Source organism: Amycolatopsis alba DSM 44262 (genome assembly GCF_000384215.1).
Taxonomy (GTDB): Bacteria; Actinomycetota; Actinomycetes; order Mycobacteriales; family Pseudonocardiaceae; genus Amycolatopsis; species Amycolatopsis alba.
This window is the reverse complement of sequence record NZ_KB913032.1, coordinates 5,824,085-5,847,879: the sequence shown is the minus strand read 5'-3', so window position 1 is coordinate 5,847,879 and position 23,795 is coordinate 5,824,085. Positions and strand designations below refer to the sequence as shown.

Here is a 23,795-nt window from a genome sequence, read left to right as displayed (position 1 = left end):
ACGACCACCGCTCGACATCAGTTCCGGAGATTCCCGAAGAACGCGCGGAGTTCGGTCACCACGTCGTCCGGGACGGCCATCGCGACCATATGGCTCGGGCTCTCGTGATCCGCCCAGCGCGCGACGTCGTTCTTGCGCGAGGCGATCTTGCGCAGGGCGGCCGGGCCGCCGTGCGAGACACCGGTCGGCACCGCCGTCTGGTCGACCGGCATCGCGGCCGCGCCCTCGTAGTACGGCCACAGCGCGGTCGCGCCGGTCCCGGTCAGCCAGTACAGCGTCGCGTTGGTGAGCAGCAGGTCGCGGTCGATCGGCTCGGCGGGCGCCGCGCCTTCGGGCCAGCCGTCGAACTCCTTGAACCGTTCGACCAGGTAAGCCAGCTGCGCGACCGGAGAGTCGAGGAAACCGAAACTCAGCGTCTGCGGCCTGTTCGTCAGGTACGGCGCGTAGCCGCTGCCGCCCGCGAACCGCTCCATCAGCCCCGTCAGATCGGCCTGGTCCTGTTCGGTGAGCCCTTCGAAATCGGCCGGATCCCCCATCGGGACACCGAGTCCGGACGTGATGTGCGAGCCGATGACGTGCTCGGGCGCGTGCACCGCGAGACAAGGCGTCACCAGCGCGCCGGCGTCGTTGCCGTGCGCGCCATAACGTTCGTAGCCGAGACGGCTCATCAGCACGGCCCAGGTCCGCGCCACCCTCGCGATGTCCCACGGCTGCTCGTCGGCCGGTTCGGGGAACGGCGAGAAGCCGAAGCCCGGCAGGGACGGCGCGACGACGTGGAAGGCACGCGACGGGTCGAGCCCGTGGGCCCGAGGGTCGGTGAGCGGCCCGAGGACGTTCAGGAATTCGGCGATCGAGTTGGGCCAGCTGTGCGTCATGATCAGCGGGATCGCGTCCGGTTCCGGCGACCGGACGTGCAGGAAGTGCACGCGCTGGCCGTCGATCTCGGTGGTGTACTGCGGGAACTCGTTGAGCTGCTTCTCCCACGCTCGCCAGTCGTAGCCGTCTCGCCAGTACTCGGCCAGGTCCTTGAGGTAGGCGACCGGGACGCCCCTGCTCCACTCGGCACCGGGCAGCGCCGACGGCCAGCGGGTGCGGGCCAGCCGGTCGGTCAGGTCGTCCAGATCGGACTGCGGGATGTCGATGCGGAACTGCTCGATGTCGGTCATGAGCCGACCATACGGACCATTCAGGCCAGAAACTGACCTGAATGGTCCGCATTCGGTCGGCTAAACGCGGACGATCTGGGTCGCGCCGAAGGTGTCCTTCACCGGCACCTCCACGGTCTTGCGCCGCACGGTCACGCGCAGGACGTCCTGCCGCTGCGTCGGATCCGAAACGGCCAGCTGCCAGCCGTTCCCCGTCCGTCCCAGCGCCACCGACGCCGGACCGGACACCGACACCTCGTCGACCGAGCCTGCGGCGAAGAAGTTCGCCAGCAGCGTCGCGTTCCACAGCCGGACGGCCTGCACGGTCACGGTGTTGGACCGCACGCGCCACGTCCAGGCCGAGGCGATCGTCTCCAGCACCGACGCGGCGGGCAAGACGGCGTACGCGTAGCTCGCGCCCGAAGGCCTGGCCCCGTGCTCGATCACCAGCTTCTGGTAGCGCCGGGTGTAGGGCACGGTGGTGCCCTTGGTGTTGGCACCCTTGTCGACGTCGCGCCAGGTCCCCGTCCGGTCCTCGCGCAGCGCGGTCACCTCGGCGTCGTCGAGCAGGACGTACCCACCGACCTTCTCCAGGTGCAGCCATCGCTTGCGCCGCAAGGACTCCGAGCCGCCGACGAGATGGCCGTCGGCGAGCAGGACACCCGAGCCGTTCTCGCCGAGGTTGCGGTTCTCGATCGTGGTCCGGATCCACTCGCCCGAAGTGTCGGTGATCCCGGCACCGAGGCACACCACCCCCGACGGCGTGAAGAAGTACGACTTCTTCACGGTCAGAGTGCCGTCCTGCGAGACGAAGTCGAGGGCGTGCGCGCCGTGCCGCGCGTCCCAGCGAACGCCGCCGCAGTGGTCCTTGCCGGTCAGCGGCACCTGCTCCAGCGCCGGGGTGGCGCCGGTCTTGGTGGTGGTGCCCGGCAGCAGCCGCGGGTCGACGGTCGGCCAGTATGCGTCGGTGAAGTGTCCCTTGGCCTTGGGCAGGAACAGGTACAGCGAACCGTCGCCGGTGTACCAGCCGTGCAGGTTCATGGAGTTGACCGACTCGTACCGCGAGATCCGGGTCGAGGCGACGCCGAGCGAGGCCGACCAGCCTTCGCTGATGTGCACCATCCGGTCCTGCTGGCCGAACACGCGGTGCGTCGCGACCGTGGGTGCCGGGCGGATCCCGGTCGCCAGCAGCTCCTGCGCGAATTCGATGCCGGGGATGCCGACGAGGTCGGGGCCCGGCGCGAACCGTTCGGGATCGGGGATCTTCAGGTACGGCGCGAAGGTGTCCTCGGTGATCCATTTCGCGGCGAGCCCGCCGAGTTCTTCCTTGCGTTTCCCGTTCGCCGACCGCGCAAGCAGCACGATCGCGCCGGTGAGCTGATGCCCGATGTCGTGCGCGGATTCCCCTTGCCGGGAAAGGAACCGGCCGCGGACCGACTCCATCAGCGCGCCCGCGTAGACGAACGGCGCGAAGGTGTCGGAAACCAGTCCGTACGCCGCGTCGCGGACGTCGGCGGGCAGCTCGAACTCAGTGCCCTTGGTGACGTGGATGGCGGACGCGACGGCGGTGAGCAGGACGATCCCGTAGTGGCCTGGATACGGCACCGAATCGTGCTGGATGAACGAGCCGTCGGTGTGGAAGCCGTCGCCGGCCGCGCGGTGGAGTTTGGCGATGACGCTCGCCACTCCCCCGCCTTCGACGTCGGTGAAGGCCCCGACGCCGCGTTTGATCCGTTCGGCGTCGCCGAGCATCGCGCCGGACACGATGGAGATCGTCGACTTGTCCGCGCGGTTGGCGCCGGTCTCGACGACGCTCGGGTTGTTCGTGCGGAGGTTCGGGTTGCCGGAGAACTTCAGTACCGGCTTGAGGTACTTGGCGAGTTCGTCCTGGGTCAGCTCGTCGGCGACGGTGGCGAGGATGTGCAGCAGATAGAGCGGGATGCCGATCTCGTAGGTGTACCAGTTGCCGATCTCGGCGGTCTTCTCGCTGTACTGATCGCTGGTGTACAGCAGTTCCAGCGCCGCCTTGATGCGGCCGAGCACGGCCGGGTCGCCCGCCAGCGCGCCACCGGGGGTGCCCCAGTTGACCGCGATCGCGCGGAGCCTCGCGTACATCGACGTCGTGAACTCGCTGCCGGGACCGAGCGGGAGATCCTTCCACAGTGGACCGCTGCCGCTTGTCATGCTGTCGTGATAGGACTTCGCCACCCGGTCCAGGTTCGCCAGCGCGGCGGCGCGTTCCGCCGACGGCCGGTCGATCCCGGTCTGGAGTTCGCGGTAGCCGGTGATGATCGAAGCCATACCCGCCGTCCCCGCAGCCTTTGCTTGAGCTGACGAGGGACTCGCGAGAGCGGTCGTGAGCGCTACCGAAGCGGCCGCGGCCGCGCCTCCCCGCAAGGCCGTTCTCCTGTCGACGTAACCGAATCCGGGCATGGCGAAGCCTCCCAAGGGGTCGAAGACGCGTACTGAGGGCGGCGGCGGGTGCTGCGTCTCGTGAGTGATTTGGGCCGTTGGAACGACCCAAATCACTCACGAGCGTTTCTAGCGTTTCCCGTCGGTCCTGCGGGGCAGGTCCCACGGGTTGTTCTCCTGCAACGGTTCCGGCAGCAGCGCGTCGGGGAAGCCCTGCCAGGCGATCGGCCGCAGGAACCGCTCGATCGCGGCGGTGCCGACCGAGGTGCTGGTCGGCGCGGTGGTCGCCGGGTAGGGACCACCGTGTTCCTGTGCCCAGCTGACCGTGACCCCGGTCGGCCAGTCGTTCCACAGCAGGCGACCGGCGACGCGGGTCAGCGACGGGAGTACCGGGCGGATCCAGTCCACATCGGACTCTTCGCCCTGGATGGTCGCGGTGAGACCGGGTTCCATCACGCCGAGCAGGCTGACCAGCTCGGCCTGGTCCGTGTAGGTGACGATCAGCGACGCGGGCCCGAAGCACTCCTCGCGGACCGTGTCGGCGTCGGACAGGAAGGCCTTGGCGGTGGTGGCGAGCAGGGTCGCGCCGTGCGAGATCCCTTCCGCGCCACCGGATTCCGACAGCACCTCGACGCCATCGACGTCGCTCAGCTTCGCCAGTCCGTCGGCGAAACCGGCCGCGATGCGCTCGTTGAGCATCGGCTGCGCCGGGATCGTCGAGACGGCCTCGCGCAGGGTGTCTTCCAGGCCGTGGCCCTCGGGCAGGAACAGCAGTCCCGGCTTGGTGCAGAACTGCCCGGCACCGAGGGTGAACGAACCCGCGTACGCCTTGGCGATCGCCTCGCCGCGCGCGTCGATCGCCGACTGCGTGACGACGACGGGGTTGACACTGCCGAGCTCGCCGTAGAACGGGATCGGCGACGGACGCGAAGTCGCGATGTCGAACAGCGCGCGCCCGCCCGGCACCGAGCCGGTGAACGACGCCGCCTGGATCCGCGGGTCCTTCAGCGCGGTCACGCCGTTCTGCTGGCCATAGACGACCGCGAAGATCCCTTCCGGCGCACCGGCCTTGATCAGTGCCTCACGCAGGATCTCGCCGGTGCGCGCGGACAGCTCCGGGTGACCGGAGTGCGCCTTGAGCACAACGGGGCATCCGGCGGCCAGCGCCGACGCGGTGTCGCCGCCCGCGACGCTGAACGCGAACGGGAAGTTGCTGGCGGCGAACACCAGCACCGGCCCGATCGGGGTGAGCAGACGGCGGATGTCCGGCCGCGGTCCCATCGGCCACGCGGCGTCCGCGTGGTCGACGGTGGCGCCGAGGAACGAACCGTCGGCCAGCACCTCGCCGAACAGGCGCAGCTGGAACGTCGTGCGCTTGAGCTCACCCTGCAGCCGCGGGGCGACCGGGAGATGCGTCTCCTGGTTGGCCAGCGCGACCAGCTCGTCGGCGGCCGCGTCGAGGGCGTCCGCGGCCGCGTTCAGCCATGCGGCTCGCTGGACTGGGGTCGCGGCCGCCGCCGTGCCTGCCGCATCGGCGGCAGCCGCGAGGATCTGTTCGAGCGTGGCGGGATCTGTTGCCTGGCTCATGGTTTTCTTTTCTCCTCAACGAGTTCTTGTGCGGCGCTGACGGCGGCGATGAGATCCGCCCAGCGTCCAGGGCCGGCGAGGCCGAGGTGGTACAGGTGCAGTTCGGTGGCGCCTGCCTTGCCGAGTTCGGTGGTGTAGGCCTCGATGTCGGGCACCGGGCTCGCCGCCACAGCGGTGATGTAGCTGCCGACGGCGACCTTCTCCGGCAGCTTCGCCCGTGCCGTCGCGACCGCGCCCACGCTGGGGTGACCGGGTACCCAGTTCTGCAGCACCACCGCGTCGACGTCGTCCGGCGCCGACGGCGTCAGCCCCGGCAGCGCGCCGGTGACCCACGGGTCCATCGCGCCGTGCAGCACGATCCGGGGGCCGGACGGGATCTTCGCGAGCACTTCACGCCGGAGCGCGTCCGTCGCCTTCTGGCGGGCGTCGAGCAGAACCTGCCGCAAGGTGGGCAGGATCTTGTCCTCGGTGGCCCGGAGGTCACCGCTGTCGATCAGCCGCCGGACCTCGGCCCGCAGCTTGCCCAGCGCCTTCGCCGGGTCCTGACCGGCGGCGGCCCAGGTGTCGAGACAGGCGTCGCAGCAGCAGATCGACAGCAGCCGCGCCACCGCGGGCGACCAGACGCCGTCGGTCTTCTCGTGCTGGTGCTGGTGCACGGCGCCGAGCGGGCCGCAGGCTTCGAGGATCACCGTGGCGAAGCCGAGTCCGGCGAGGCTTTCCGCCGTCACGTTCGCCGCGTACTCGCGCACCGCGGGCTGGCCGGGGCACAGCGCCCACGGGTACCGCTCGCCGAAGCAGTTCCGCACGGTGTAATCCGGGAACTGGAGGCCCAGCTGCGAGTTGTGCGTCAGCACGATCCACGCCGCGGCCGGGATCCCCGCCTCGTTCAGCAGCCGGACGGCGTCGCCCGCGCTGTCGCGGCTCTCCACCCAGTCCGGTTCGGCGGGCTTCAGCTCACCCCAGGCCTCGTCGCGTACCGGCCGGTACAGCGCCGCGTGGCGTGCGACGACCGAGGTGCGCTCGGGCGACCAGGGCGTCGCCGCGCGGGCGCTGTGGTACGACACCGCGACGGCGACCTCGTCGACGCCGAGTTCCCGTACGCGCTCGACGAAACCGGGATCGTCGACGACGTCCCAGGGGTAGGCGTATCCGGTGACCTTCACCCGGTCACCACCGTGCTGTGTTCGGTTCGAAGTTTCCGACGAACTTCCGCATATAGGTCACGTCATCCCGTTTGGTCTGTCCACTGCGGACATAGTCTTCATGGGCCCGTGCCAGCGCGTCGGGGTCGAGCTCGATCCCCAGCCCCGGCTTGTCGGGCACCGCGACCGCACCGTCGACGAACTCCAGCGCACCCGGCGCGATGACGTCGGCCGTCTTCCACGGCCAGTGGGTGTCGCAGGCGTAGGTCAGGTGCGGCGTCGCCGCGGCCACGTGCACCATAGCGGCCAGGCTGATCCCGAGATGACTGTTCGAATGCATGGAAAGCCCCACGTCGAAGCATTCCGCCGTGATGGACAGTGCCTGAGTGTCCCGCAGGCCACCCCAGTAGTGATGGTCGGACAGGATGACCCCGACCGCTCGCTGCCGGAAGGCGGGCTCGATGTCCGCGAAGCGCACGACGCACATGTTCGTGGCCAGCGGCATGTTCGCCTTCTCGGCGACCCGCGCCATGCCTTCGATACCCGGCGTCGGGTCTTCGAGGTACTCCAGGACGCCGTCGAGCTCCTCGGCGACCCGGATCCCGGTTTCGACGGTCCAGGCCGCGTTCGGGTCGATGCGGAGCGGGTGGTCCGGGAACGCCTCGGCGAGCGCGCGGATCCCGGCCATCTCCTGGTCGGGGTCGAAGGCACCGCCCTTGAGCTTGATGGAGCGGAAGCCGTACTCGTCGACCATCCGCCGTGCCTCGCCGACGAGTGCCTCCGGCGTGGTCACCTCGCCCCACGAGTCCGCCTCGGCGCCGATGTGGGCGCCGAACTTGTAGAACAGGTACGCGGAGAAGTCGACGGCGTCCCGCGCCTTGCCGCCGAGCAGGTCCACCACCGGCCTGCCGAGGTAGTGGCCCTGCGCGTCGAGCGCGGCGACCTCGAACAGCGAGTACACGCTGGCCACGGTCTTGCTGACGGAGAATCCGCCGGTGAGCCCGTGCGCGTCGGCGAAGACGACCTCGCCCAGCGTGGTGGCGACCTTCCGGCGGAGGCCCGGCAGGTCGAACACGTCGTGTCCCTTGAGCTCCGGCAGCACCTTGCGGACCTGTTCGAGGAACGCGAGGTCACCGTAGGACTCGCCGAGGCCGACCACGCCGTCCTCGCAGATCAGCTGGACGACACCGCGCAGCGCGAAGGGCTCGTGCACGCCCATCGCGTTGAGCAGCGGCGGGTCGGCGAAGGCGACCGGGGTCAGGACTACGTCGAGAACCTTCATCTTCAGGCACCGGCCTCGACGGACTTGAGGACGGCGAATCCGTCGTCGACGATCTTCTCCAGGCGGGCGATCTGGTCGCCCGTCGGCTCGACCAGCGGCGGCCGGACCGAGCCGACCTTGTCACCGCGAAGCCGCGCAGCGGCCTTGACCAGCGACACGGCGAAACCCTGTCCCTCGTCCCGCAGCGCCACGAGCGGCAGGTAGAACCCTGCGAGCAGCGCCTCCATGACCGCGTCGTCCTTCTCCGCGAGCGCGCGGTGGAAGCGGGCCGCGATCTCGGGGGCGAAGCAGTGCACGGCCGAGGAGTAGCGCGCCACGCCGACCGCGGCATAGGCACGCGCGGAGACCTCGGCCGTGGGAAGACCGTTGAAAAACAGGAAATCACGGGCGCGGTCGGTGTCGACCGAACGGATCGTGGTGATGATCCGGCTCATGAGTTCGACGTCGCCGAAGCCGTCCTTGAGACCGACCACCGACGGGATGTCGAGGAGCTCAACGGCGGAGTTCGGGGTGAACACACCGGTCGAACGGTGGTACACGATCACCGGGATCGAGGAATCCCCGACGGCGTACCGGACGTGGTCGACCAGTCCGGAAGGCGGACCGGTCACCAGGTACGGCGGCAGGAGGAGGACGCCGTCCGCGCCGCCCGCCTCCGCCGCCGCGATCCCGGCACGAGCCGTCGCGGCACCACCGCCGGCGCCGACCCAGACGGGCACCCGCCCGGCGACGACCTCACGAGCCTTACGCAGGATCGCTGCGTGCTCGTCCGGGGACAGCGAGCTGAATTCGCCCGTACCGCAGGCGACGAACAGTGCGCCGGCTCCGGCGGCCACGTGGCTCTCGACGGTTTCCGCGAACACGTCGAGGTCGAGTTCCAGCCCCTCGGTGAAGGGGGTCAAGGGGAACGCCAGTAGGCCGTCGAGCTCAATCTTGGTCTGCGCCATGGATTTCTCTTTCGTTCTTATCGGTTGATCACGGGTTCGGGTCCCGTTCAGGCGGGCACGGTGGTGCCCTCCTGCGACTTGCGAGGGGTGACGTCGTCGTCGCGGTCGATGGTGTCGATGATCTCGTCGGTGGTGGCCTTGCGCTCGGGCATGAGGTAGCCGAGCCCGATGAACAGCGCCAGCGAGACCAGGATCGGGGTGGACACGGTGACCGCGAGGGTGGCGTTGTAGCCGTAGTAGGCGATCGCGTAGGCGATGAGACCGCCCGCCCACGAGATCAGCGCCGCGCGGGAGCCGGAGCGGCGGAACGCCGGCAGCATGCCGAGCAGCAGCGGTACCGAGATCGGGCCCATCAGCGCCGCGACCCAGAGCACCACGATACCGAGCACACCGCCGAGTTTCTCGGCCTGCGTGGCCACCGCCATGGTCAGCACGACGAAGATCACCGTCGAGATCCGCGCGGCGAGCAGCCCCTGCGATTCGGTGAAGCTCCGGGCCTTCTTCCACAGCACCGGCATCATGTCGCGGGTGATGACCGCGGAGATCGCGTTGGCGTCGGAGGAGACCATCGCCATGGTGTGCGAGAAGATCCCGGCCAGTACCAGCCCGACCAGCCCCGGCGGGAGGAACGTCGTGGTCATGATCGCGTAGGCGTTGTTGGGGTTGGAGATGTTCGGGATCAGCAGCGGGGCGGCGAACATCGGGAACATCATGACCAGCGGCCACACCAGGTACAGGATCGAGGAGAGCCGCGCGCCGCGACGGGCTTCGTAGGTGTTCGGCGCGGCCATGTAGCGCTGCGCCAGGTTCCACATACCGCCGTTGTACTCCAGCGTCTTCACCAGCACGTAGACGAGCAACACCACGGTGGTGAACTTCGACGTGGTCGGGTTGAGGTGGGCGGGCGGGAGGTCTCCCCACACGGTCCACAGGCCGGAGACTCCGCCGAGCTTGTCCAGCACGACCCACAGCATCACGATCGCCGCGATGGCCTGGATGACGAACTGGCCGAAGTCGGTGAGCGCGTCGGCCCACAGGCCGCCGACGGTGCAGTAGATCAGCGTGATCGAACCGGTGATGACGATGCCCCAGGTGTAGGGCACGCCCGCGAAGACGTTGAGGATCGTCGCGACCGCGAACCACTTCGCCGCGATGTCGAAGATCTTCAGGAGGCTGCCGCTCCAGGCCAGCGCCTGCTGGGTGGGCACGTTGAAGCGCTTCGCCAGGTACTCGAGCGGCGAGGCGACACCGAGCTTCGAGCGCAGGCGGTTCCAGCGCGCGGCGAACAGCCAGCTGCCGATGCCGACGCCGATACCGATACTGGCCATGCCCCAGAAGTAGACGGTGATGCCGTCCGTGTAGGCGACGCCCGCGTACGCGACGAAGAGGACCGCGCTGTAGCCGGACATGTGGTGGGAAATACCGGCCAGCCACCACGGCATCTTCCCGCCGGCGGTGAAGAAGTCGCTGACCGTGTTGACCCGGCTGTGCGACCACAGCCCGATCACCACCATCAGCACGAAATACGCGGACACCATGATCCAGTCCAGCAAATGCACCGCTGACTCCTTTCCGCGTTCACGAAGGTCCAGCCCGACCTGTTCACATTCATGAACGGAGTCTGTTATAGTGATTATGTTCATCTATAAGAACGCTGTTCGGGACGCTAATATGGCCAGGGTCACAAGTCAACGGCCGGTTGGAGGAGTGCGGATGCCACAGCAGGGAGCCCCCGCTGTCACGGTGGAGAACGGCGCGTCCGCGGCGCCTGAGCCCGCCGGGGTCAAGTCGGCCCGGCGGGCGATCGATCTCATCGAGACCTTCGCCGCGAACGACGTGTGGCTTTCCCTGTCGGATCTCCACGCGCGGACCGGTTTCCCCAGGTCGAGCCTGCACGGACTGCTCCGCACGCTGCTCGAAGCCGGCTGGCTGGAAGTCGACACCAACACCGCCCGCTACCGTCTCGGCGTCCGCGCGCTGATCTGTGGCACGGCGTACCTGGACCGCGACCCGGTCGTCCCGTACGCGACCGAGGCGCTGGAGCGGATCCGGGAGAAGACCGGTTTCACCGCGCACTTCGCGCGCCGCGAGGGCACCGACGTCGTCTACCTGGAGACACGCGAGTCACGGCACTCGACGCATCTCGTGTCCCGCGTCGGCCGCACGCTGCCCACCCACGCGACAGCGCTGGGGAAGGCTTTACTGGCCGAACTGACGCACGACGAGATCGACGGGCTCCTGACCGGGGAACTGTCGGCGCTGACCCCGAACACCATCACCACGGCCGAAGCGCTGCACGCCGAATGCGCGAAGACCCGCGAACGCGGCTATGCGGCGGAAATCGAGGAAGGCAGCCTCGGTGTCCGGTGCGTCGCGGCCGTGATCCCGTACCGCATCCCCGGCACGGACGCGATCAGCTGCTCCATGCCGATCACCGAAGTCACCGACGCCGACGCCCGGCGCGTCGGCGAACTCCTCGCCGAAATCACCGCGGAACTCGGCCAGCAACTGCGCCGCGCCGGCATCCGCTGATCATCCCGCACTTCCTTTACTGACAAGGGGTTCACATGGCAGACCAGCGCGTCCTGATCACCGGCTCGGCGGGCATCGTCGGCACCCTGATGCGGTCGAGGCTGCGCCGTTCCGGCCGGGTGCTGCGGCTGCTCGACCTGGCCGCGCAGCCCGAAGCCGCGGGCGGCGAGGACGTCGAGCTGATCATCGCGTCGGTGACCGACCCCGAAGCGATGACGAAGGCGTGCGCGGGCGTCGACGCGGTGATCCACCTCGGCGGGCACAGCCGCGAGAGCTCGTGGGAAGCCACGCTCGACGTCAACATCAACGGCACCCACACCGTCCTCGAAGCCGCGCGGGCGGCGGGCGTGCCACGCGTGATCCTGGCTTCCAGCAACCACTCCGTCGGCTTCCGCCGCAACGACGAGGCTGGCGAGAACGGCCTCCCCGCCGACTCCACCCCGCGACCCGACACCTACTACGGCGTCAGCAAGGCGGCCATCGAAGCGCTCGGCAGCCTGTACCACTCGCGGTTCGGCATGGACGTGATCGTCATCCGGATCGGCTCATGCTTCGAAAGTCCGCTCGTCCTCGGCCCGCGCGGCCTGACGACCTGGCTCTCCCCCGACGACGGCGCCCGCCTGTTCGAGGCCTGCCTGAGCTACCCCTCCCCCGGCTACCGGCTGATCTGGGGCGTCTCCGACAACACGCGCCGGATCTACTCGCTCGCCGAAGCCGAGGAGCTGGGCTACAAGTCGCTCGACAACGCGGAAACCTACGCGGACCAGCTGGCGGACATGCCCGCTCCGACCGGGGTGGCGGCCGAGTACGTCGGCGGTCCTTTCTGCACCGCTCCGCTGGGGGCGTACAACCCGCTCTGACCGCTGGTCTCGTTCGGAAGTCCGTGAAGGCCTCCTTGAGGGACTCAGAGTCCCTCAAGGAGGCCTTCACGGACTTGCCACTCACGGCCAGCCGGGGCGACCGAGTTCCCGCAGCGCGGCCAGTTCCGCCGGTGGCCGACCGGGGTGCACGATCCCCAGCCGACGGGTGGCTCTGGTCATGGCCACGTAGAGATCGTTGTGGCCTTGCGCCGCGGCGCCGAGGATTCCGGCCGGGTCGGCGATCAGGACCGAATCGAATTCCAGGCCTTTGGCCTGCGCGGGGGTGAGCAGGACGGCCTCGCCGGTCAGGTCCGGCGGGACGGCGAGGGACAACGCGGCGGCCAGCGGCTCGACGAGGTCGTTCGGGGCGATGATCCCGAGTTGACCGTCGGTGTGCACCGTGGCGAGGTCCGCGACGGTCGCGATCAGGCCGGTCCTGGAGGTGCCGATCCGCCACGGTGGCTCACCGGTCGAGCGGACCGACCGGAGCGGGGGCGTTCCGGGATGGTGGACGGCGAGCAGATCCGCGGTGGCGGCCATGATCTCCGACGGCGTGCGGTAGTTGACCGTGAGCCCGGCGAGCCGCCACCGATCCCCCACATGCGGCCGCAGCACGCGGTCCCACGACGCGGTGCCCGCCGGGCTCCCGGTCTGGGCGAGGTCCCCGACGACGGTCATCGATCTGCTGGGGCACCGGCGCATCAGCATCCGCCAGTCCATTTCGGACAGTTCCTGCGCCTCGTCGACGACCACGTGCCCGAACGTCGCCTGCCCGGCGCCGAGCAAGGCCGCGGCCTCGTCCAGCAACGGGATGTCCGCGGCGCTCCAGCCGTCCGCCCGTTCGCCGAGGAGGTCCGACACCACACGCTCCGGCGTCAGCGGCGGCCACAGCATGTCGAGTACGGCCCGGACGCCGGTGTCGGCGAGCAAGGAGTCCCGCAAACCGGTCCGGTCGATCTCGTCCGACAGGGTCCGCGGCCCGTCGTCCTGGTCGATCACGACGCCGGCGGCGGCGAGCGCGCGCAGATCGGCCTCGCCGAGGCGGCCGTCCGGGCTGCCGCCATCGATCGCCTCCCCCGTTTCGGTGAGCACGACCGCCTCCATCTCCGCGATCAACCGCCGCGCGAGCACTTCCACGATCTCCCGGTGGAAGACCAGCCTGGCCTGGTTGTGCGGCAGTCCGGTCCGCCTGGCTTTCCGCAGGGCACGGCCGCACTCGCGCGGGCCGAGCCGCAACACCTGCTGCTCGAACTCGATGTCGACCGGGTGATCCGGGACCCGGACCCGCGACCGCACCGCCGCCGCCAGCCGTTCGGCCATGACCGCCGCGCCCTTGAACTCGACGGTTCCCGGCGGATCCACCCGGCTGACCTCGACGTCCGGTCTCAGGTCGGCGATGGTCGTGGTCACCACGCTGTTCTCGCCGAGGCCCGGCAGGACCTGGCCGATGTAATCGAGAAAGACCCGGCTGGGACCCACCACCAGAACACCGCGCGTGCGCAGGAGCGGACGGGTGTAGAGCAGGTACGCGACCCGGTGCAGCGCGACGGCCGTCTTCCCCGTGCCGGGACCGCCCTGCACCACCAGCACCCCGCCGGACTCGTGCCGGACGATCCGATCCTGTTCGGACTGAAGGGTGCTGACGATGTCGCGCATCCGACCGGTCCGCTCCGCGGTCACGGCGGCCAGTAACGCGGCCTCGCCGACCAGGCCGTCGTCGACGGCACCGTCCGGGTTCAGCAGTTCGTCGTCCAGCGCGACGACGGTCCGGCCGCGTGTGGTGATGCGCCGTCGTCTCCGCACGCCGTCGGGAGCGTTCGCCGTCGCGGTGTAGAACGCCTGCGCCACCGGCACCCGCCAGTCCACCAGCAACGGTTCGCCGCCTTCGCCCCGGAACAGGCCGAGCCTGCCGACATAGACGCGCCTGCCGTCGTGCAGGTCCAGCCGCCCGAAACACAGCCCCTGCTCCACCGCGTCCAAGCGGGCCACCTCCGCCCGCCAGACACCGGCGGCTTCCCGGTCCCCGGCCGCGGCCAGCCGCTCGGCCGCCTCCTCCCGCATGGCGTCCAGACGGGCGTACAGGGTCGCCACGTATTCCTGTTCCCTGTCGATCTCACTGCCGGGCACGCGTCCCCCTCGGGTCGGCGATCAATGCCATCGAGCGTGCACCGCGACCTCCGGGAGAAACAGTCTTGTTCTTTTCCGCCGCCTCAGCCGGGTTGCTCGACGATCACGGCGAGGACGCGGGCGACCTGAGCCGTCAGCTCTTCGGGGTCGGCGTCACGCAGCGCGGGTGTGCCGATGATCCGGCGCATCAGCCAGGTGCCCGCCAGCAGGGCGAGCCCCAGCTCGGCGCGTTCCCCGGCATGAGCGCCTTCCAGCGCGCCGGTGAAACGCGCGCCGACGTGGTTGCCGATGCCTGCCCGCATGATTTCCGCCGCTCTCGGATTGGCCGCCGATTTGAGCAGCAGTTCGAACGGGCCGAGATGGTCGGCGTCCGGGGCGGTGCGGGCGACGAGAGCGCGGGCGGTCAGCTCGGCGAGGTCGGCCGGGTCGCTCGGGATCATCGTGGGCTGCGCGAACGAGACATCGACGACCTCGGCGAACAAGGCTTCCTTGGAGCCGAAGTAGCGGTTGATCAAGATCGCCGTCACGCCTGCCTCGGCCGCGATCTCGCGGAGGCCGACCCCGTCGTAGCCGTGGCGGGTGAACGCCGTGATCGCCGAATCGAGGATGGCCTGCCGGGTCGCGGCCGCGTTGCGGGCTCGGGGTGTGGTGCGGCTCATGCGAGCAAGTCTACAGGTGGTTACATAACTGAGCGTAGTATACAGCTGTAGACATAGCTCGCCTCGGAAGGATTTCTCATGGATCTGCAGCTCACCGGACGCCGGGCACTGATCACCGGCTCGACATCCGGGCTCGGGGAGGCCACCGCCCGACTGCTCGCCGCCGAAGGTGCCGAGGTCGTCATCCACGGACGTGACACCCGACGCGCGCAGGCGATCGCCGGCTCGATCATCGAAAACGGCGGGAAAGCGGTCATCGCGGTGGGCGATCTCGGCACCGACGACGGCGCGGACCGGACCGCCGAACAGGCACTCGACGGCGGCGTCGTCGACATCCTGGTCAACAACGCCGGCGCCTACGAACATCTGAACTGGGCCGAGGCCACCGCCGATGTCTGGCTGACCACCTACAACGTCAACGTCGTCTCCGGCGTGCGGATGATCCAGCGGCTCGTTCCCGCCATGCGCGAGCGCGACTACGGCCGGGTCGTCACCATCGGAGGCGGGCTGGCCACGCAGCCGTTCGACAGCCACCCGCACTACAACGCGTCACTGGCCGCCCGGCACAACCTGGCGGTCTCGCTCGCCCGCGACCTGGCGGGCACGCGCGTGACCTCCAACATCGTCGCGCCCGGCGCGATCCTCGTCCCCGCCGTCCAGGAGTTCCTGACCGCACTGGCGCCGGAACGCGGCTGGGGCCGGACCTGGGAGGAGATCGAGCACGCCTCGGTCCGCGAGATCGTGCCCAACGACCGCGTCCGCTACGGCAGGCCCGACGAAATCGCCGGCGCCGTCGCCTACCTGTGCGGCCCGCACGCCGAGTACATCAGCGGCGCGACGATCCGCGTCGACGGCGGCACCGTCCGCGGGGCCTTCTGAGGTCTCAGCCGATCACGACGGACTGGAAGGTCACCGGGATCCGCGGCGGGCCCGTCCCGTCACCGGTGCCTTGGGACTCGTCCACGCCGCCACTCGCGACCTTGTCCAGCACCTGCAGGCCCGCGTCGGAAATGCTCCCGAACACCGTGTAGTCCGGGGGCAGTTCCGCCGAACCGAAGACCATGAAGAACTGGCTGCCGCCCGAGTTCGGTGCCTGGGTCTTCGCCATGGCGAGGATCCCGCGACCGTACTTGAGCTCCGGGAAGATCTCGTCCGGAATGGTGTACCCCGGCCCGCCCATGCCGCTGGCCTCCGGGTCACCGCACTGGAGCATCTGCAACCCGGACGTGCCGATCCGGTGGCACGAGGTGCTGTCGTAAAACCCTTGCCGCGACAGCGAAAGGAAGTTCGCCACGGTGCACGGCGCGAGCGCGCTGTCCAGGGTCAGCCCGATGTCACCCGCGGTCGTCCTGAGCGTGACCGCCGTCGTACCGGACGCCGGGGTCGGGCCCGCGGCGGGCGGGGTGGCCTTCTTCGGTACGTGGCCGCCGCTCGTGTCCGCCGGATACGCGCATTCGGTCGGATCCGCCAACGGCGTGGGGCGCTTCGGCAGCGGAAGCCGGTCTGTCGGGATCTGCACCGGGCTCTGCGTAGTCGTGTCCTGGGCACTCGACGTCGGAGCGGCCGACGAAGCCGCGGCCTCGCTCTTCCGATCCGGCAGGAAGAACCCCGGCGCCACGAAGCCCGTGATCGCCACGACGGCGACCACCACGACCAGTCCCAGCACACCCAGCCCGATCCAGAGCGCCGTCTTGTTCGACGCCGGCGGAGGCGGCTGTTGCGGTGCGCCGTACCAGCCCGGCTGCTGGTACGGCTGCTGCGGCGGCTGGGACATCTGTGCTCCTGTCATCCTGAGGATGTGCAGGTCCACTTTGGCCTATCACCACGAGGGAAGTCACGGCATCCCCCACGGAGCGGGGTCCCCGTTCGCCGGAACGGGCCGGATCTCGAGGTCTGGGTGGTCGCCCGCGCGATGCACGACGGCTTCTTCGCCGCGCCGCAGGTCGAGCTGGACGTCGCCGTTCGGCAGCCGCCGCCAGCGTTTCGGCCTCCCCCACCGGTCGCGGACGGTCAGCTCCCCTTCCAGGTCGGTCCGCAGCACACAAGGCGCCCCGGCCTCACTGGTCACCTTGACCCAGCGTGTCCTGCCACCTTGCCGTGAGGCGCTGAGCAGGAACGCGCCCTGCGTCCGGAAGTCGCGCAGCGCGGCGTCCGCCCAGCCGGCGGGTACGGCCGGGAACAGCCGGATGACCCCGCCCCAGCTCTGCACGAGCATGTCGTGCAGCGACTGCGCCGCCGAGAGCGGCGTCTCGATGACCGGGCCGGATTCCTTGTACATCGTGTTCGGCTGGATGTAGCGCCGCTGCAGCTCCCCGAGGTAGAACTCGGCCTTCTCGCCGCGCAGCATCTGTGCCGACATCGACGCGGCCCCGGTGAACGTGTAGCCCTGCAACGCGCCCTCGAAGCCCACCCAGTGGTCGAGCGAGGTCTCGATGACGTGCCGGTGCTCCGGCCGCTCCCAGGTGATCTCGTACAGCGGGTAGATCTGCAGCAGATGCGAGTAGTGCCGATGCGACTTCGCGAACGGCACCCCGGCGCCGATCATGTAGCCGTCGGCGTCGGCCGGATACGGGACCAGCGTGACCAGGACCTCCCGCCACCGCCGCGCGAGCGGGTCTTCGATCCGCAGTTCCGCCGCCGATTCCAGCAGCGTCTTGCATCCCCAGCGGATCAGCGCGAGATCGTAGTTGCAGTCGGGCGCGTTGACGCCGTACTCCGGGGAGAACGTCGGCGGCAGGTGCAGCTTCCCGTCCGGTCCGGGTGCGAGGAAATGCAGGTAGTAGTTGATCGCCTTGCGCAGCAACGGGAACAGCGTGTCACGCAGGAGGCGCCGGTCCATCGTGTGCCGATAGGACAGCCAGACGTTGTGCAGTGCCCAGGTGAGATTGCCGACCTCCGGCGTCGGCGTCTCCTGGCCGGGGACGCCGACCGGGAACCCGGAGTTCGTCCCGGCCGCGCCGTTGAGCAGGTTCATGTCGGTCGTGCGCGGGATACCCGCGGAATCGTGCTGGTACGGCTCGGCGACCTGGCTCGTCAGGTTCGCGCGGTATTTGCCGAGCGAGTGGCTGACGGCGTCCAGTTCCAGGTGGTTCGAGCCGTGGATAAGCCAGTACTCCAGCTGGACGTTGAGGTTCCACCAGGTCGCGGGCCACGGGGTCGGTTCCAGCCACGGTCCGCAGGTCGCCATCACCGGCGCTTCTTTTCGCGCGGCCGAGGCGACCTTGTACAGCTGGATCCAGTAGAAGCTCTGGAGCCGGGTGTCCGGAATGGACAGGAAGCCGTGCCGGTAGTAGTCGTGCCACCAGCGGCGGTGATCGATCGCGAGGACGTCGAACGGCTCGGCCCGGCGGACCGTCCTCAGCGCTTCCCGTGCGGCCGTCCTCTTCGGATGTGACCAGGCGACGGACGTGTACAGCGTGCGCTTGGATCCCCTGGCGACCTCACGCCACGCCGTGACGTGCTCACCGCCCGCCAGCAGGCTCTGCACGGACAGCCTGCTGTCACCACTGGTTTCCAGGCTCGCGGGTGGATTGGCGACGTACCCGGCGGGCGGCGGCTTCCCGAACTTCGGATCCGTTCTCGGGCTCACCGCCTCGGCCGGGTGGAACACCCACGCGAAGCCGCGCTCACCCTCGGTCGGCTCGATCTCGACGGCCAGCAGCGACTGTCCGGTGTGGACGATCGCCCGCACCGAAAGACTGCCCGCGGCGGTGGTGATCGTTCCCCTGAGTTCGGCGTTCCAGAGGTCCATCCGCCAGTCGATCCCGGTGATGGCGCCGACCGGTTCGAGGGTGAAATGGCCGATCGGCAGCCTCGCGAGCCCGAACAGGGAACCGAATTCGGGCCGGTGATCCTGTACCTCGCTGTGCTGGACGTTGAACCGGACAGCGTTCCTGCCCGGTTCCGCGTAGATACCCGAGCCCAGGAAACCGTTGCCCAGGAACGGGCCTTCGTACCAGGTCTTCGGCATCCTCCGCCAGACCAGGTCCGCGGCGGCGAGGAAACCGGGCCAGTCGAGGCCGCTGTCGATCTCCGCCGCCGAGGCGGACGGCGCGAACCCGGCCGCCGCCACACCCGCCAGCGCCCCGCCGAGCACCGTCCTGCGCGTGATGTCCATGCTCAGACCTCCTGGTCGAGTCCCCATGCCGGAGTACCGCGGTCGCCGGGTACGTCGCGAGGCTCCATGACCGGACGAGTGCCGCGCCGCGTGACGACGGCCGTCCCGCCGCGGCCGAGCGGGATCGAGATCGCGCCCGGACCTTCGGCCCGCCAAGGCAATCGCCGCCCGCGCGCGTCACGGACCTCGATGTCACCGGGGATCCCGTGCTGGAGGGTGAGCGGCTCCCCCGCTTCGCTGCGGACGCGGATCCATTCGGTCGCGCCGTTCCGCCGGGAAGCGTCCACCAGGAAGGCGCCCTCCGCGCGCAGGCTTTCGAAGGAGGCGTCCGGCCAGGCCCGCGAAACCGACGGAAAGACCTTCAGGACGTTGTGATCGCCTTGGAGGAGCATGTCCACAACGGACTGCGCGGCGGTGATCGGGCTTTCGATCGCGAGGTTCGCGCCTTCGCGGTACATCGTGTTCGGCGTCAGCTGGGTGTCCGCGACGACGGTCCCGTCGAGGAAGATCTTCAGGTAGCGCAACGCTTCCTCGGGCGCGTCCATCACGGAACTCATCGACGACGCGGCGGCGAAACTGTAGCCGTGCCATTTGTCCTGGATGCTCGACCAATGCGCGAACGTACGGCGCATGACGTCCCGGTCACCGGGGCGGTCCCAGAGTTTCTCCCGCAGTGGATAGAGCCACAGCAGATGCGAGAAGTGCCGGTGTGATTCGGCGAGGGGCACACCGTCGCCGATCAGCACTCCCCGATCGGGATCTTGGTGATACGGAACCAGTTTCTCGCCGATCTCGCGCCACGCGGGTACGCGCGGGTCGTCGATACGCAGCTTGGCCGCGGATTCGACGAGGGTGCGCGCGGCCCAGCGGATCAGCGACAGGTCGTACGTGCAGTCGGCCGCGTCGGCGTACTCGGGCGACCGCGTCATCGGCAGATGCAGCCTGCCGTCCGGTCCGGTGACGAGGAAGTGGCGGTAGTAGTTGAGCGCCTTGGCGAGCGTCGGGTACAGGACGTCGCGCAGGATGCGGACGTCCATGCTGTGCCGGTACGCGAGCCAGACGTTGTGCAGGCCCCAGATCAGGTTCCCGGTCTGGTCGTTCTTCGTGGCCGGGCCGGGGATCCCGACCGCGCGGGTGCCGCCGGGCCGCAGCCGCCAGTCCCCCGGATGCGAGAGCGCGTACGTGTCGCCGTCCCGGTACGCGGGAGGGACCGAGAGTTCGAGATTGGCGTGGTCTCGCCGGAAGGTCTCCGTGACGGCGTCGAGCTCGGGATGGTTGCTGCTGTTGACGATCGGGTACGTGACCTGGACGTTGAGGTTCCACCACACCGCCGTCCAGCTGTTGCCGACCTCCGGGAACCACGGCCCCCATTCGGCGACGACCGGGCCGTCGGCGCGGGTGGCGCAGGCGGTCTTGTACAGCTGGATCCAGTAGAACCGCTGGATCCTTTTGTCCGGAATGGACACGAAGCTGCGCCGGTAGAAGGCGTTCCACCAGCGCCGATGGCGGGCGACGAGCACGTCCGGATTCGACGCCGACGCCCGGTGGACCGTCCTGATCGCTTCGGCCGTGTGAGTCGGTTCGGGAAACCCGTACGCGACCGTCGCCGCCAGGAGCCGTCGCGTACCGATGGTCCGCTCACGCCACGCCGTCGTGTAGCCGCCGCCCGCGTGCAGCGGCTGCTCGCAGTACCGGACAGCGCCCGCGCTGCCGAGCTTGGGAGCGGGATTGGCGGTGTACTCGGGCGGTTTGCGGATCGTCCTGGTCGTGGCCGACTCGATCGGCGTGAACCCCCAGTCCGCGGCCGCCTCTCCGGTGAGCGAGACGAGGAGGAGGTCCTGGTCGTTGTGGACCAGCGCGGAGAACCGCACCGAACCCCGTGTGGTGGTGATCGTGCCGCCGAGTTCGGCGTTGTACAGATCGAGGTGCCAGTCCACCGCCGTGATCGCGCCCGCGAAGGTGAGGGTGAGGTAGCCGATCGGGAGCCGTGAGTACCCGATGCCCGCTTCCCACTGTCCTCGCTGGTCCTGGACACGGGAGTGGCTGAGCATCACCTTGAGGACGTTCGGCGCCGCCCCCGCGTAGAGCTGGACGCCGAGGAAGCCGTTCGCGAGGAACGGCCCCTCCTGCCAGCTCTTCGGCATGCGCTTCCAGACCATGCGCGCGTCGTCGGCCACTCTCCGGTGGACGTCCCCGGACGCCTCCGCCGGAGCGACCCCTCGCGCCCACAGACCGCCGAGCGCGGCGGTCCCCGCGGCAGCCTTCAGCATCGATCGCCTGGACAGCCCGCTCATGGGTCGCCTCCAGATTCATACTACGTTTACCGCAGTTCAAGCCCTGGCGACCGGCATGTTTCCAGAGAACTGCACGCTTTGGCCAGAGCGCTCACCCGGAAAGCGGCAGATACATCCGACCATCGGCCAGTTGCGCGGCAAGCGCGAGCGGTTAAGCGGTACTCAGGCAGCACGACGCGCGCGTGCCTCAGCCGCGCGGTACGCGGCGGCCAGTTCGACGGCCACCTGCTTCGGTTCCGTACGGAGTCGGTTCGGCAGCGTCTGGAGCACCGCGATTCCCGCGGCGGTGTACCTGCCGTTTCGCGCCAGTGTCGCGGCGTACTGCTGCTTACCGAAGTGGAAGTCGTACGAGTCGATCTCCCACGCGAGCCGGACCTTGCCGAAGTAGCCGTCCGGCGTGCCGATGTACTCGCCGTTCTCCGTTCTCAGTTGCCGGTTCCAACTCGGTTCGGGCAAGCCGGAGAGCCGCCACACTTTCATCGCGTCGATCTCCGCGACCGACCGTGCGCCGGCCGCCACGTGCCGGAGCGCTGCTCGCGGGATCGCGGTGCCACGGTTGCTGCCGCCTTCGAGCTCCTCCAGTAATGTCGCCGGCTTTGCCCCGCCCGACTGCACTGCCTCGGCGAGCAAGGCGGAAACCACCGTCGGCGACTTGAGCCTGCGGCACAGGTCAAGAACTGCGCGAACGAGCGGCGCCACGGGAACGCCGTCCTCGAAGACCGCCGTCGGCATTCGGGTAGTGCGCTCGACGACCACGAATCCCGAGCTGCCGATCTTGTGTTCGTGTGGGACCAGGAGATGCACCTCCAGCGGCCCGGCAGGCACCGCACGCAGGCCTTGGCGACGACAGGCCGCCGCGCCGGTCACCACGGCGCCTGGTCCGGCGTACAGCAACGCCGCATCGACCGACTGCCGATAGCTGGGTTCACCGGCGGTGAGCAGGACAACGCCTGGCAGCAGCCTTCGCCAAGGGCGCCCAGGAAGACAGCGCCGATAGCAGGTTCTGGCAGGAACGCCGAGCTCCACGAGCCGGGCGACGGTTATCACCCCGCCACTACTGTGCTGGTGGAGCCGTTCGGGGTCGTCGGCCCAGTCTCCGATTTTCACCCCATGATCGTCAGCTCCTGGACAGCGCCGCCGCCAGCCCCTTCCGCGCCACCTGTGGACAACTCGCCACACCAGCACCACTGTGGATAACTGACCGGCTGTCCTGAAGGCCACCTTTGAGACGTTGATCGTCTCAAAGGTGGCCTTCAGGACAAGCGACTCAAGCCGGAAGCGGAGGCAGCGCCGGAGCGTCCAGCCAGGCGTCGAAGAAAGCGGCAAGCGAGCGCCCAGCGAAGCGTTCCGCGAGCGCCACAAACCCAGCGGTGCTCACCAGACCATGCCGGTTCTCCACCGCCCAAGCCTTCACCAGCGGGAAGAAGACCTCGTCGCCGACGAGAGAACGCAAGGCGTGCAACAGAAGGCCGCCGCGTTTGTACACCCGCTCGTCGAACATCCGCGACACTCCGGGGTCGGCGAGGCGCAGGTCCGCGGGCTTCGCCTTCATCCGCGCGTGCCACGTCTTCGCCCACGCGTGGGCGGTCTGCCCGCCGGATTCCTCGGACCAGAGCCATTCCGCGTACGTCGCGAAGCCCTCGTTCAGCCAGATGTGGCGCCAGTCGGCGACGGTCAGGCTGTTGCCGAACCACTGGTGCGCCAGTTCGTGCACGACGAGCCGCTCGTGGGTGCGCCGCCCGTCGACGTGGTTGGCGCCGAAGATCGACATGCCCTGCGCTTCGATCGGGTCGTCGAGGTCGTCGTCGGTGACCACGATGACGTATTCACCGAACGGGTAAGGACCGAACAGCCGCTGCAGCGAGTCCATGATCTTGCCCTGGCGCCCGAAGTCGCGCGAAAAAGGGCGGCGCAGGCGCGGCGGGACGGCGGCCCGTTGCGGGACCGCAGCGAGCACGGTGTCACCGTCGATGCTCATCCGGTACGCCGAAACCGACGGTTGCGAAAGCCAGCCGGGCTGCGGGCCGGAGACCAGTTCGACGTCGTCGTACCGTCCGATTTGGACACTCATCAGATACGTCGGCGTCGGCTCCGGGCGTTCGAAGACCCACCGCGTGGTGCTCGCGCGCGAAAGCCGCGACACCAGGTTCCCGGTGACGGCCACGAGGTACGGCGAAGACGTCGTCAGCGCGACACGGTAGGTCGCTTTGTCCGCCGGATGGTCGTTGCACGGGAACCACGACGGCGCCCCGACCGGCTGGCTCGCGACGAGCGAGCCATCGGTCAGTTCGTCCCACCCGATGTCGCCCCACAGTCCGGGAAGCGGCCGCGGATTACCGACATAGTGGATCTCCACCAGGAACTCGCTACCGAGAGCCAACGACTTTGCGGGCTTCACCTGGAGCTTGTGCCCGCGCCGCGTGTACTTGGCCGGTTTCCCGTTGACCAGGACCCGGTTGATCCGAAACTCGCCGAAGTCGAGTGTGAACCGCGACAGCGCCTGCGTCGCCTCCGCGGTGATACCCGCGGAGGCCGACAGCCGGTTGGGACCGATCTTGTAGTCCAGCTCCAGATCGTAGTGCCGGACCCGGTAACCGCCGTTACCGTGATGGGGCAGATAGGAGTCGCCGGAGGTGTCCGCGCCGGGCGAGGGCTGCGCGGAGGCCTTCGAAATCACCCGCGAAAGACCCC

The 23,795-nt window shown here is 69.1% G+C and carries 17 protein-coding genes; 3 read left to right on the top strand and 14 right to left on the bottom strand.

Annotated elements, in window-relative coordinates; translation table 11 throughout:
* Positions 1-17: 17 nt before the first annotated feature.
* From AMYAL_RS0127580 to AMYAL_RS0127550, 7 genes are all read right to left on the bottom strand, one after another.
* Positions 18-1,166, bottom strand: coding sequence for an epoxide hydrolase family protein (locus tag AMYAL_RS0127580; protein WP_020634504.1), 1,149 nt, complete (start codon positions 1,164-1,166; stop codon positions 18-20).
* 60 nt (positions 1,167-1,226) lie between these two features.
* Complete coding sequence (locus AMYAL_RS0127575) at positions 1,227-3,578, bottom strand: polysaccharide lyase 8 family protein (protein WP_026467503.1); 2,352 nt, start codon at positions 3,576-3,578, stop codon at positions 1,227-1,229.
* Positions 3,579-3,686: 108 nt separating this feature from the next.
* Entirely contained in the window at positions 3,687-5,144 is a 1,458-nt protein-coding gene (locus AMYAL_RS0127570; protein ID WP_020634502.1) for an aldehyde dehydrogenase (NADP(+)), read from the bottom strand.
* Positions 5,141-6,307: a hypothetical protein gene (locus tag AMYAL_RS0127565; protein ID WP_020634501.1), complete on the bottom strand. Its 1,167-nt coding sequence runs from the start codon at positions 6,305-6,307 to the stop codon at positions 5,141-5,143. The genes AMYAL_RS0127570 and AMYAL_RS0127565 overlap by 4 nt, the downstream gene beginning before the upstream one ends.
* Before the next feature lie 4 nt (positions 6,308-6,311).
* Positions 6,312-7,568 (bottom strand): glucarate dehydratase family protein, encoded by a 1,257-nt coding sequence (locus AMYAL_RS0127560; protein WP_020634500.1) that lies wholly within the window; start codon positions 7,566-7,568, stop codon positions 6,312-6,314.
* A 2-nt stretch (positions 7,569-7,570) separates the two neighbouring features.
* A complete protein-coding gene (locus tag AMYAL_RS0127555; protein WP_020634499.1) occupies positions 7,571-8,515 on the bottom strand; it encodes a 5-dehydro-4-deoxyglucarate dehydratase in 945 nt (314 codons plus the stop codon).
* A 47-nt stretch (positions 8,516-8,562) separates the two neighbouring features.
* Entirely contained in the window at positions 8,563-10,074 is a 1,512-nt protein-coding gene (locus AMYAL_RS0127550; RefSeq protein WP_020634498.1) for a sodium:solute symporter family protein, read from the bottom strand.
* A gap of 154 nt (positions 10,075-10,228) precedes the next feature.
* Here AMYAL_RS0127550 and AMYAL_RS0127545 point away from each other — a divergent pair, with 154 nt between their 5' ends.
* Both AMYAL_RS0127545 and AMYAL_RS0127540 read left to right on the top strand, forming a co-directional pair.
* Positions 10,229-11,047 (top strand): IclR family transcriptional regulator, encoded by an 819-nt coding sequence (locus tag AMYAL_RS0127545; RefSeq protein ID WP_020634497.1) that lies wholly within the window; start codon positions 10,229-10,231, stop codon positions 11,045-11,047.
* A 35-nt stretch (positions 11,048-11,082) separates the two neighbouring features.
* Positions 11,083-11,907, top strand: coding sequence for an NAD-dependent epimerase/dehydratase family protein (locus AMYAL_RS0127540; protein ID WP_020634496.1), 825 nt, complete (start codon positions 11,083-11,085; stop codon positions 11,905-11,907).
* Between the two features lie 81 nt (positions 11,908-11,988).
* Here the strand turns inward: AMYAL_RS0127540 and AMYAL_RS46235 are convergent, their stop codons facing one another.
* Positions 11,989-13,968, bottom strand: a complete 1,980-nt coding sequence (locus AMYAL_RS46235) for a HelD family protein (protein WP_143267818.1) — start codon at positions 13,966-13,968, stop codon at positions 11,989-11,991.
* A gap of 149 nt (positions 13,969-14,117) precedes the next feature.
* The gene (locus AMYAL_RS0127530; protein WP_020634494.1) at positions 14,118-14,693 is read right to left on the bottom strand and encodes a TetR/AcrR family transcriptional regulator; all 576 of its coding nucleotides are present in this window, start codon (positions 14,691-14,693) and stop codon (positions 14,118-14,120) included.
* A 78-nt stretch (positions 14,694-14,771) separates the two neighbouring features.
* Here AMYAL_RS0127530 and AMYAL_RS0127525 point away from each other — a divergent pair, with 78 nt between their 5' ends.
* Entirely contained in the window at positions 14,772-15,572 is an 801-nt protein-coding gene (locus tag AMYAL_RS0127525) for an SDR family NAD(P)-dependent oxidoreductase (protein ID WP_020634493.1), read from the top strand.
* A 4-nt stretch (positions 15,573-15,576) separates the two neighbouring features.
* Here AMYAL_RS0127525 and AMYAL_RS0127520 read toward each other — a convergent pair whose 3' ends face one another.
* The 5 genes from AMYAL_RS0127520 to AMYAL_RS0127500 all read right to left on the bottom strand — a co-directional run bounded on the left by AMYAL_RS0127520 (position 15,577) and on the right by AMYAL_RS0127500 (position 23,781).
* A complete protein-coding gene (locus AMYAL_RS0127520; RefSeq protein WP_026467502.1) occupies positions 15,577-16,467 on the bottom strand; it encodes a peptidylprolyl isomerase in 891 nt (296 codons plus the stop codon).
* Positions 16,468-16,527: 60 nt separating this feature from the next.
* The gene (locus AMYAL_RS0127515) at positions 16,528-18,810 is read right to left on the bottom strand and encodes a glycosyl hydrolase family 95 catalytic domain-containing protein (RefSeq protein ID WP_020634492.1); all 2,283 of its coding nucleotides are present in this window, start codon (positions 18,808-18,810) and stop codon (positions 16,528-16,530) included.
* A 2-nt stretch (positions 18,811-18,812) separates the two neighbouring features.
* On the bottom strand, positions 18,813-21,104 hold the full coding sequence (locus AMYAL_RS0127510; protein ID WP_020634491.1) for a glycosyl hydrolase family 95 catalytic domain-containing protein: 2,292 nt from the start codon (positions 21,102-21,104) through the stop codon (positions 18,813-18,815).
* Positions 21,105-21,266: 162 nt separating this feature from the next.
* Positions 21,267-22,211, bottom strand: a complete 945-nt coding sequence (locus AMYAL_RS0127505; RefSeq protein ID WP_051137552.1) for a hypothetical protein — start codon at positions 22,209-22,211, stop codon at positions 21,267-21,269.
* A gap of 160 nt (positions 22,212-22,371) precedes the next feature.
* Entirely contained in the window at positions 22,372-23,781 is a 1,410-nt protein-coding gene (locus AMYAL_RS0127500) for a M1 family metallopeptidase (RefSeq protein WP_020634489.1), read from the bottom strand.
* Positions 23,782-23,795 lie beyond the last annotated feature (14 nt).

Coding starts and splice junctions, on each gene's coding strand:
- AMYAL_RS0127555 (WP_020634499.1), bottom strand. CDS start 8,515: ATGGCGCAGACCAAGATTGAGCTCGACGGCCTACTGGCGTTCCCCTTG.
- AMYAL_RS0127515 (WP_020634492.1), bottom strand. CDS start 18,810: ATGGACATCACGCGCAGGACGGTGCTCGGCGGGGCGCTGGCGGGTGTG.
- AMYAL_RS0127560 (WP_020634500.1), bottom strand. CDS start 7,568: ATGAAGGTTCTCGACGTAGTCCTGACCCCGGTCGCCTTCGCCGACCCG.
- AMYAL_RS0127545 (WP_020634497.1), top strand. CDS start 10,229: ATGCCACAGCAGGGAGCCCCCGCTGTCACGGTGGAGAACGGCGCGTCC.
- AMYAL_RS0127540 (WP_020634496.1), top strand. CDS start 11,083: ATGGCAGACCAGCGCGTCCTGATCACCGGCTCGGCGGGCATCGTCGGC.
- AMYAL_RS46235 (WP_143267818.1), bottom strand. CDS start 13,968: ATGCGGGAGGAGGCGGCCGAGCGGCTGGCCGCGGCCGGGGACCGGGAA.
- AMYAL_RS0127510 (WP_020634491.1), bottom strand. CDS start 21,104: ATGAGCGGGCTGTCCAGGCGATCGATGCTGAAGGCTGCCGCGGGGACC.
- AMYAL_RS0127520 (WP_026467502.1), bottom strand. CDS start 16,467: ATGTCCCAGCCGCCGCAGCAGCCGTACCAGCAGCCGGGCTGGTACGGC.
- AMYAL_RS0127525 (WP_020634493.1), top strand. CDS start 14,772: ATGGATCTGCAGCTCACCGGACGCCGGGCACTGATCACCGGCTCGACA.
- AMYAL_RS0127530 (WP_020634494.1), bottom strand. CDS start 14,693: ATGAGCCGCACCACACCCCGAGCCCGCAACGCGGCCGCGACCCGGCAG.
- AMYAL_RS0127570 (WP_020634502.1), bottom strand. CDS start 5,144: ATGAGCCAGGCAACAGATCCCGCCACGCTCGAACAGATCCTCGCGGCT.
- AMYAL_RS0127580 (WP_020634504.1), bottom strand. CDS start 1,166: ATGACCGACATCGAGCAGTTCCGCATCGACATCCCGCAGTCCGATCTG.
- AMYAL_RS0127575 (WP_026467503.1), bottom strand. CDS start 3,578: ATGCCCGGATTCGGTTACGTCGACAGGAGAACGGCCTTGCGGGGAGGC.